The following is a 10,060-nucleotide window of genomic DNA, read 5'->3' as shown; positions in this document are numbered from 1 at the left end:
AAGCTTTCGCACCTCGAAAGCAGTATCTGACACTGCATAATCCCCATGATACGGTTTGGGATTCCGACTGCCTGGACGGTTTACAATCACATCATTCGGCCTGCCATCACTTAATACAATCAAAATTTTATTTTCTTCTTCCCGCTGATACAGGGAATCACCTGCCGCCCGGATTGCCAGACCATCACGGTTATTCGAAGACGTGGTATACTCAAATATCTTGCGGTTTGCACTTCTGTTCTCGTCATATTCACGAAAACGCTGCATTACCGTATAATCCCAGAAGCTGCAAAAACTCATAACCCGGTGAGGAATCCCCACGTTACTAAGCGCCTCACTGATTATAAACGACTGAAGTGCTACCTGCCCCTGACGGTCCCTCTGGGATCCGCTGGCATCCATCAGAATATCCACTACAAATTCCGAAGAATTCTGCTTACATGCTTTTGTAAAGAGCTTCCCGGAATCTGCCCTGCCCACCCTCCACAGGCGGCTTGGAACAATCTGACCATAATCCGATTTTACATAATCGATCTCATTGCGAAGCATCAGGGAACGTCTAAGATTATCTGTCATAATTTCAATATTGCGTCTGGAAAGCGTTTTGCTGTTATGATAGACCAGACGATTCTTATCCGCCTGCTTTTTGGCATTTACATATTGTGCATTTACACGTACTGTATTTTCCAATACACCATCGGTATAATACAGGCTGCAGTCTGCATGGGCTCCGGTACACAATCGGTGATTGATACGCTTTTGTTCCAGCGGATTTAAATATGAACGGCCATAAGTCAATTCAATATACCCATAGACTTTTGCAGCTGCTTTCTCATCCAGGATAATTACACGCTGACCGCTTTTTTTCTTTTCCTGCTCCAAAGACTCTTCTTCCTGCATTTCATCAAAGGAAGTAACCTGATTGCCCACCTGCTCCAGGTACTGTTCCAGCAAATCTTCATACATGTCTTCTTCTAACAGGTCTTTCCAGTCAAACTCTTTCAGATCCTCAAATGTAACCGCAAGAACGTGTTCCAGGTCCCCATGCTTTTTCACAAAATTTTTGTCTACTACAGTGTTATAAAGATGATCCACCGTTTTAATAATCTCCATGGTATCCTGTACTTCTTCAAGCTGCCTTACCGTCTCTGCCGTATCCAGAATCATCTTCTCCGCCGTGAGATTACCGGTGAGAACCTGGCGCATCAGACAGATCTTTACTCTGCCCATAAAAGACTGGGTCATTTTCCCAAAGTCATAATCTAATATAGCTTCAAACGCTTTTTTACGTATTCTAGGCACTCCCGGCCGTTCCGCTGATACTTTTCTGACAGATGCAGCATCAACGCAGATCTGCGCAATATTCATAAGCTGGGCTTCTTCTGCACCGTAGTATACCTTCTTAACAATATACATCGCAAACTGATCTTTGTCAAAAAAGCGGGCAAAAGCTCCCTGCTTTATTGCATCATAAAGGGATATATATTTAGACTTACGAAAAGAAGCCACATCCAGCTTTACATCCAGCTGGTAATCGCCGCTTACTGTCCACATCAGATTCTTTATTCGGTTTTCTATCTCTATTTCATCCTCAAGGGGATCTGTATTCTGTTCTAAATCTGTCATCTGTCTACCTCAAAACTGTTATACTGCCAGTGACTATATCTTCAAAATATACTGGCACTGCTCCAGTCCTCCGGAATACGCGTCATTACGATATCTTCAATGAGTTCCCGTTCAAATATATCAAAACTCTTATTGATGATCCCCATGCGTATAGCCAGTTCCGGCGCAAGACCTGCCTGAATCGTTTTGATCGCTCCAATCAATCCGCGAAGATCCAGCGGTTTTGTAGAAATCTCATTATTAGAAGCTTTCTCCTGTAAATCCATAAATACACCTGTCAGCTGCTTCAGCCCGGTTCCTTTAGCATCCGGGAAAAGTTCTATTAATATTTGCAGAAGCGTTTCCTCTGTAACCGGAGGCATATCAATTACCATAAACCTGGAAACCAACGCTTCATTTAATTCCTTTGTACCTGCATATCCGTAATTCATGGTTCCTATAAAACGAGCCGCTTCGTGCAGTTCGATTTTTTCATATCCCGGAATATCGATCATTCTCCGGTAATCCAGGGTTGCATGCAATACGGATACCGCATCATTTTTTGCCATGTTAATTTCATCAAAAATTCCAAAGCCGCCATTTACAGCACATTCATATACCGGACCGGTACGCAGCTGAACCTCGTTATTTTTAAATGTATCCGTTCCGATCAAAGAGGAACTGTCTGTATTCACATTAAACGATATATTATAGGAAGGCCTTCCAAATATATATGCCAGATTTTCAGCCAGGACATTCTTTCCGGTAGCCTTAGTTCCGGAAAGTAATACATTTTCGCCCTGAAGAAGGGCTGTTGCTGCCATTTCAAATACTTCTTTTCCAAGAAACGGTATCTGCGGCTTTACAATACGGTTTGTAAATCTCTCTTCTGCCGGGTATTTCTTCCGGAACTTTTCTATATCCGCTAACAGCCCTTCGCTTACCTGCTGCTCTTTCAACGACGCAAATATCTGTTCCATGTTTTCCTCCTGTGATTTCACATTTCTTATTTGCAAAAGTGGATACATCTAAATGTACCCACCCAATTTTCTTATATTTCTGTAAAAGAATAACGCTGTTTAATTCCGGATGCCATAATATCAAAGACGATCGTGCCGTCTATTAAAACGGATTTCTCAAAGGATACGTTTTTCCCTTTAAATTTATCCAGGATGAACTGTTCCGGATCTTCTGTATCAATTTCATCCACAAAGATGTCCCGCATTTGATTGTTGGAACATTGATTATATATTTCCCAGACTGTTTCGTAGCTCTTCATATGAATCCTCCCAGACATTTCTGAACTTCCACGGTTGCAGCGCACAGACTGTATGATCAGGCGGGCACTGTTTTTTCAAACACGTTCTAACAATAACCGTTCTGTTTCCCCCGGATTTCAACCATGATCTCATCTAAAATACAGTTTGCCGCATCTTCTTTTGACATGATGGAAAGCGGTATTTCTTTCTTTTCTGTTATAATTGTTACCACGTTGGTATCCGTACCAAATCCGGCACCATCCTCTTTCAGGTTATTTGCAATAATCATGTCCAGATTTTTCTTGTGGAGCTTACCCCTGGAATTCTCAAGCATATTTTCAGTCTCCATGGAGAATCCGCAGAGAAACTGTCCCTGCTTTTTGTGCTCACCTAAAAACTTTAATATATCATCTGTTCGTTCAAGCTCCAGAACCAATTTCTCCCCGGATTTTTTCACCTTTTCTTCGCTCACAAACTGAGGACGGTAATCTGCCACAGCCGCTGCTTTGATAATAAGCTGCTGCTGTTCATAACGGCTGCAGACCGCTTCGAACATCTCTCTTGCGCTCTCAATCTGAATTACTTCTACAAATGGCGGTTTCCCAACGCTTGTCTGTCCCGTAACCAGAGTTACCTTTGCACCTCTTAGCATACAGGCTCTGGCAACTGCATAACCCATTTTTCCGGTAGAATGATTGGTAATATAGCGAACCGGGTCTACCGCTTCCTGGGTAGGGCCTGCGGTTACTAAAACATTCATGCCTTCCATATCTTTTTCATGGGCGATTTCTTTTAGAACATAATCCAGAAGTACTTCTGCATCCGGCAGCTTTCCTTCTCCCACATCCTGGCATGCCAGCATTCCGGTAGCCGGGGCGATCACTTCAAAATCATTCATTTCCAGCTTTCTTAAATTATCCTGGACGATTTTATTCTGATACATACGGGTATTCATGGCTGGTGCCACTATTTTTTTACAGGTACATGCCAGAACGGTAGTTGTCAGCATGTCATCTGCCAGCCCGTAAGTGAGTTTCGCGATAACATTTGCCGTAGCAGGAGCCACAAGAACCAGATCCGCTTTTTTAGCCAGTGCCACATGTTCCACATTATATTGAAAATTCCGGTCAAATGTATCTACCAGACAGCGGTTATTCGTCAATGTCTCAAAGGTAATCGGATGAATAAAATTCATCGCATTTCTGGTCATAATAACATGTACATCACAGTGCAGTTTGACCAGCATACTTGCCAGATTCGCAATCTTATATGCCGCAATACTGCCTGTTACTCCTAAAATTACAGTTTTTCCTTTTAACATCTGTTTGTTCTTCCTCTCAAATCCTGTATATATTATCCAGTCAGATACCATGCCCAAGCGGCGGTTATCTGACCCTCGCAGCAGCCACCAGATGAACATGCGGACATGTCCGGCTGGCTTGCTGCACGCGGAAATAAACTTTTTAATCGGCATTGATAGCGTTTATTTGAGTATTTTGGAAAACTCATGCCAATATTCTAACATATCTTTCTATAAAATGCACCTGTAATTTAAATCTTGTTTTTGGACACTGATCGTGCTATACTAACGCCGTAATTGTATTGTATCCCATAAAAGTGTGTCCTAAAAATGATTTTTAAGACACAATCCCGGGAATAATAACAAGGAGGAAAAAAATGAATAACACAAACACAGTAATGGCGAGAAAACCTCGCACACTGGGCATGGTACAGGTTGCACTGTTCGCAGCACTGATTATAATCCTTGCCTTCACACCATTTCTGGGGTATATCCCGCTGGGCTTTACGCGAGCGACGATTATCCACATACCGGTAATTATCGGTTGTCTTTTATTAGGTCCGAAAAAAGGTGCCCTTTTAGGGTTTGTATTTGGACTGACAAGCTTTATTAATAATACGATTAATCCAACAGTTACGTCCTTTGTTTTTTCGCCATTTTATACGCTTGGCGATATACATGGCGGCATTGGCAGTGTTATTATCTGTTTCGTTCCAAGAATTTTAGTTGGTATTGTACCTTATTATGTATATCACGGGCTTTACCGGCTGACCAGAAAAAGCAGCTCCGGTCTTCTGGTATCTCTGGGGGCAGCCGGACTGATTGGATCCCTGACAAATACGCTTCTGGTTATGAACCTGATCTTTGTATTTTTCAAAGATGCTTATGCCACAGCCAATAAAGTAGCTTCTGATGCAGTATACACATTCATCCTTTCCATCATTGGAATCAATGGTGTGCCGGAAGCAATCGTTGCTGCTATTCTGGTTGCCCTGATTGGACGTATTCTTTTAAAATCCAGAATCACACAGCAGTAAATTAACTGCCAGAGTGTGCTTGAATAATACCGTTAACCGGAACATGCAGATACATGAAATGCAATTTTCAAACAGACTCCAGATTATACATTCACAAAAGTTGCAAAAGGAGATACATTTATGATTCTAGCCATTGATATAGGAAATACAAACATTGTTATCGGATGCATTAAAAATGATAAAATCCTCTTCGTGGAACGTCTTTCCACAGACCATACACGAACGGAATTGGAATACGCCATAAGTTTTAAAAATGTCCTGGAAATGTATGCCCTGACCCCAAAAGAGGTAACCGGCTCTATTATCTCATCCGTTGTACCCCCGATTACGAATATTGTGCGGGATGCTGCCGAGAAAATCACCGGACACTCTGCCATGATTATCGGTCCCGGAGTCAAAACCGGCATGAATATCTTAATGGACAACCCTGCCACTGTAGGAAGTGACCTGATTGCCAATGCAGTCGCCGGCATTCACAAATACCCGCTACCCCTGATTATTATTGACATGGGAACCGCTACTACAATTTCTGTAGTGGACGCGAAAAAAAATTATATTGGAGGCATGATCATTCCCGGAGTGAAAGTTTCTTCCTCCTCCCTGACCAGCCGCACTTCCCAACTGCCGAAAATAAGCATGGAAGCACCGAAAAAATTAATTGGTACAAGCACCATTGAATGTATGAAAAGTGGTTTGATCTATGGAAATGCATCCATGATCGATGGCATGATAACCAGAATCAATAAACAATTAGGGCAAAAAGCAACGGTTGTTGCAACCGGCGGACTGGCTAAAAGTATTGTTATCCACTGTGTGGAAGATATTATTCTGGATGATGAACTTCTGCTGAAAGGTTTGTTGTTGATTTATAAAAAAAATATGGGATTATAATCTATTTATAAAACAAGGGATCCTGACAGATTGTCACGGATCCCCTAATGCTATGTATAACTATACTCTCCTTACTTTTATTCCAATCCTCTGCTTCAAGGATTAAAATACCCATATACCATCTGACTTATATTCTGTATATTAGCCACTGCTTCATCATCGGATGTCCACCCCTCGGACATAACACATATAATATAGTCTCCCCCGTCGGAATACACAATCGCACAATCGTTTTCACAATCATCCGTTTCCCCTGTTTTATTTGCAACCTTAACATCTGATGGCAGGCTCTCCGGTATTTTATAATCAACTTCCTGCTGCAGCAGCAGGGACAGCATCTCATTTGATGCTTCTTCTGAAACCAATGTCTTATTATAAACACTTTCTAAAAATTCCCCGCAGTCATTTACAGACGTTGTATTTACCCCTTCTCCGCTCCACAGAGAAACATCTCCGATTCCATTAATCTGTCTTGTATCTGAGAATCCCGCTGTTTCAATATAATTATTCACCTTTTCCAGGCAATCTGCAAATTCACTTTCCGGTTCCAGCTCACGTACCAATTCATTTGCACTTTCGTTGTCACTGATGGTTATCATCTGCTCCAGTTCTTCTGCTATCTGGTTTCCGTCAAGAATCAATCCACCTTCTTCTGCCTGCTGATACACGGCTCCCATAATATAGAGCTTAATGAGACTTGCCGCCTGCATCTCATGGCTGTTCAGACTGATGCTCCTGTCCTCAGCTAAATCTTTGATATAAAGGCTCCAGTCTCCATCATACCCATTCAGGCAGGATTGCAGGTTTAGTTCCAATTCCTCCCAGGAAATATTTTTGTTTATCAAATCCTCATTGCTCTCTTCCACCGACGCTAACAGAGAGATATCAGCGCTGGTAGTGTCCTCCGGTTCTAAAATGGTAAGACCTGCTGCCTGCACTGTATTCCTGTTGTTTGTAACGTTTTTACTTTCCGATCCATCCACAAAATGCTGAAACCCGATTCCTGCAGTGACCATGACTATTGCAGTCACTACTGCCCCTATCTGTATCCATTTCCAATACCTTCGCTGTTTATTTATACGTTTCCTATTCTTCATTTCATTCCCTTTTGCTTGCATGTATGCTTTTTTCATTTTACGACTCCATCATACTCTTACAAACTGAAATTACTCTGAAAATTGGCAAAAAAAATAACGACCCTTTGCAAAATCAGTATCTGCGATGTAAACACACCGCATACAACATTTTACAAAAAATCGCTATCTCTTAACTTTTCCTATCTTACTCTCTGTTCTTCCCGTTTCAAAATCACAAAATATGCGATGATCAATGGAATATTAGCTGCAACCCATGCAATCGGATTAGCCGTACAGATACCTGCATAAGAACCAATACCGGAAGCAATCACTGCCACGGCCGCTCTTGCAGCTAATTCAGCCACGCCTCCAACCATAGGCATCAAACCGTAACCCATACCCTGAAGTCCGTTTCGGAATGTAAAGATGATTCCAAGAATCGGATAAAATGTACCGCAAATCACAAAATATGTCTGTGTATACCCCATAATATCCTGTGGCTGTCCAACAATAAAGAAATTAACCAAATGCCTTCCAAAGAGAATAATACCGCCTCCGGCCAAAACCCCATAGATAATGGTATATATTACACTCAGGCGAATTCCCTGCCGGATACGTGATATCTTATTTGCCCCTTTATTTTGTGCACAATAGGTTGCCATCGTAACTCCCAGAGCACTAAAAGCCTGAGTCAGAAAGATTTCAATCTTAGACGCAGCAGAATAAGAAGCAATTACCCTGGAACCCAGGGTATTCAGTGCACTTTGAATCATAATTGTACCAATTGCTGTAATAGAGAATTGAAGAGCCATCGGCAAACCAATGCCAAGCTGGTTCTTTACACAATAAAAATCCAGTTTGAAATGTTCCCTTTTTAATTTCAGCATTGGAATTTTAAATACTATATAAAGTATACACAGCACACCGGATACTCCCTGTGAGATAACGGTAGCATACGCTGCTCCTGCAACTCCCATATGGAATACAATGATAAATACCAGGTCTAATACAATATTTAAAAGCGCTGATACCACAAGAAAATAAAGCGGCACCTTACTGTTTCCCAGCGCCCTCAGGATGCTGGCAAAAAGATTATACATAACCTGTGTGAAAAATCCACATGCTGTGATCATCATATAAGTATATGTATCCTGGAAAATATTTTCCGGTGTGTTCATTAAATGCAGCAGCGGTTTCAGCCATATCACGCTGACAAACGTAATAACAATCGTAACGAACACAGATAAAATAATAGCCGATCCAACCGTCTTACGCATACCTTCCATATCGCCATAGCCAAAACGCTGGGCTGTTAAGACAGTGAATCCAGTCGTCATTCCCATTAAAAATCCTAAGATCAAAAAAATAATTGTCCCGGTAGCACCAACTGCTGCCAGAGCATCCACTCCAACAAACCGTCCCACGATAACCGAGTCAATCATACTATAAAACTGTTGAAATACATTTCCAATAAATACCGGTAATGCAAACGACAAAATAAGCTTCGCCGGTCTTCCAACCGTCATATCTCTTTCCATGAAAAAATGAATCCCCCTTTATAAATTTCCTTTCGTTTCCCTGGCAAAACACCAGTTTGAATATTATACAATATCCGTTCCATATATTCCAGAATTAATATTACAGAAATATATTGGATTTTGCAGTGCTTTTCGATAAATGTTGACAAAGTTCACTTTTCCACACATTCCCATCCTCTTACACATTTTCGTTTTTAGACAAAAAAATAACCAACCTTACGGTTGATTATTTTTGTTCTGTAATAGCAGGGGATGAGAGAATCGAACTCCCACTAAAAGTTTTGGAGACTTCTGTCATACCACTTGACCAATCCCCTCTGTAAAATTACCGACTTGTTATTTATACCATAAAATTGGGGAGACGTCAATTCATTTTTTCTTTTTAATTGTGATTTTACATTGGTGGATGATTTTATGATTAATTATTTGGTTGCTGGTAGTTATTAGTATATATACGAAGAAGTTTTAGGATATATTATATTATGAGTAATCTTGAAACAGAATTGTTAAAACTGTAGAAGAACTGTTTTAATATAACCTGTATTACTATTAATCTTTCATCTTGATAGATAATGCTCCTGCTTCTGATATTCGTTTCAATACATCCTATATTACTCTTAATCAAAAAGGGAAACCATAGGCGGCTCCCTTATTTTCGTTTCAATACATCCTATATTACTATTAATCCCATTCTTCCGTGATCTCTGGTACCACTATTTCTGTTTCAATACATCCTATATTACTATTAATCTGGGGCTGGCTTCTGTTAATGGATATACGGTAATCATGTTTCAATACATCCTATATTACTATTAATCTGCACACCATTCCACACGGTTCCCAAAATCCATATAGTTTCAATACAACCTATATTACTATTAATCTTCTTGTATAATATTCATAACTTTCCATGCTATTGCGTTTCAATACATCCTATATTACTATTAATCGAATAATAATATCTTAGATATCAATTCAAAAGGGTTTCAATACATCCTATATTACTATTAATCAACCTAAAAACTGTCAAATTCAGCGATATAAAACAGTTTCAATACATCCTATATTACTATTAATCAATTTACAATGGTTATAAGTCTTCCGGTCTTTGTGTTTCAATACATCCTATATTACTATTAATCAAAAAGCGAATATTATAATTGTACAATTTCACTGTTTCAATACATCCTATATTACTATTAATCTCCAATAATGAATACAGATATCGAAGGGCAACGCCGTTTCAATACATCCTATATTACTATTAATCATAGAAGCAACGAAGGAGGTTGAATATTAATGTAGTTTCAATACATCCTATATTACTATTAATCCACTGTTAAACTTATTATAA

General features: G+C 40.1%; 8 protein-coding genes, 1 tRNA gene and 1 CRISPR repeat array. Of the genes, 2 read left to right on the top strand and 7 right to left on the bottom strand.

Translation table 11 applies throughout. The features are described from left to right. From RHS_RS25040 to coaBC, 4 genes are all read right to left on the bottom strand, one after another. Positions 1–1,626 (bottom strand): nitric oxide reductase activation protein (locus tag RHS_RS25040; RefSeq protein ID WP_047834710.1); only part of this gene is annotated, 1,626 nt, incomplete at its 3' end. 41 nt (positions 1,627–1,667) lie between these two features. After that, positions 1,668–2,585 (bottom strand): AAA family ATPase, encoded by a 918-nt coding sequence (locus RHS_RS25035; RefSeq protein ID WP_027293447.1) that lies wholly within the window; start codon positions 2,583–2,585, stop codon positions 1,668–1,670. Positions 2,586–2,656: 71 nt separating this feature from the next. Further along, positions 2,657–2,884: a hypothetical protein gene (locus tag RHS_RS25030; protein WP_027293446.1), complete on the bottom strand. Its 228-nt coding sequence runs from the start codon at positions 2,882–2,884 to the stop codon at positions 2,657–2,659. Between the two features lie 86 nt (positions 2,885–2,970). Beyond that, positions 2,971–4,185, bottom strand: a complete 1,215-nt coding sequence (gene coaBC, locus RHS_RS25025; RefSeq protein ID WP_044289864.1) for a bifunctional phosphopantothenoylcysteine decarboxylase/phosphopantothenate--cysteine ligase CoaBC — start codon at positions 4,183–4,185, stop codon at positions 2,971–2,973. 356 nt (positions 4,186–4,541) lie between these two features. On the opposite strand from coaBC, the gene RHS_RS25020 reads away from it, so the two are divergent. Both RHS_RS25020 and RHS_RS25015 read left to right on the top strand, forming a co-directional pair. Continuing rightward, positions 4,542–5,201: an ECF transporter S component gene (locus tag RHS_RS25020; RefSeq protein ID WP_044289271.1), complete on the top strand. Its 660-nt coding sequence runs from the start codon at positions 4,542–4,544 to the stop codon at positions 5,199–5,201. 120 nt (positions 5,202–5,321) lie between these two features. Then, positions 5,322–6,092 (top strand): type III pantothenate kinase, encoded by a 771-nt coding sequence (locus RHS_RS25015; RefSeq protein ID WP_027293444.1) that lies wholly within the window; start codon positions 5,322–5,324, stop codon positions 6,090–6,092. A 95-nt stretch (positions 6,093–6,187) separates the two neighbouring features. Here the strand turns inward: RHS_RS25015 and RHS_RS25010 are convergent, their stop codons facing one another. From RHS_RS25010 to RHS_RS25000, 3 genes are all read right to left on the bottom strand, one after another. Next, complete coding sequence (locus RHS_RS25010; protein ID WP_395023523.1) at positions 6,188–7,225, bottom strand: serine hydrolase; 1,038 nt, start codon at positions 7,223–7,225, stop codon at positions 6,188–6,190. Between the two features lie 143 nt (positions 7,226–7,368). Beyond that, positions 7,369–8,706 (bottom strand): MATE family efflux transporter, encoded by a 1,338-nt coding sequence (locus RHS_RS25005; RefSeq protein WP_027293443.1) that lies wholly within the window; start codon positions 8,704–8,706, stop codon positions 7,369–7,371. A gap of 246 nt (positions 8,707–8,952) precedes the next feature. After that, a tRNA-Trp gene (locus RHS_RS25000) sits at positions 8,953–9,023 on the bottom strand. Positions 9,024–9,168: 145 nt separating this feature from the next. Beyond that, positions 9,169–10,040: a CRISPR direct-repeat array (repeat unit 30 nt; unit sequence GTTTCAATACATCCTATATTACTATTAATC). Positions 10,041–10,060 lie beyond the last annotated feature (20 nt).

Origin of the sequence: Robinsoniella sp. RHS (assembly GCF_001029355.1) — a bacterium.
GTDB classification, from domain to species: domain Bacteria; phylum Bacillota; class Clostridia; order Lachnospirales; family Lachnospiraceae; genus Robinsoniella; species Robinsoniella peoriensis.
The sequence above is the reverse complement of the archived record's forward strand: the minus strand, read 5'-3'. Positions and strand labels throughout refer to the sequence as shown.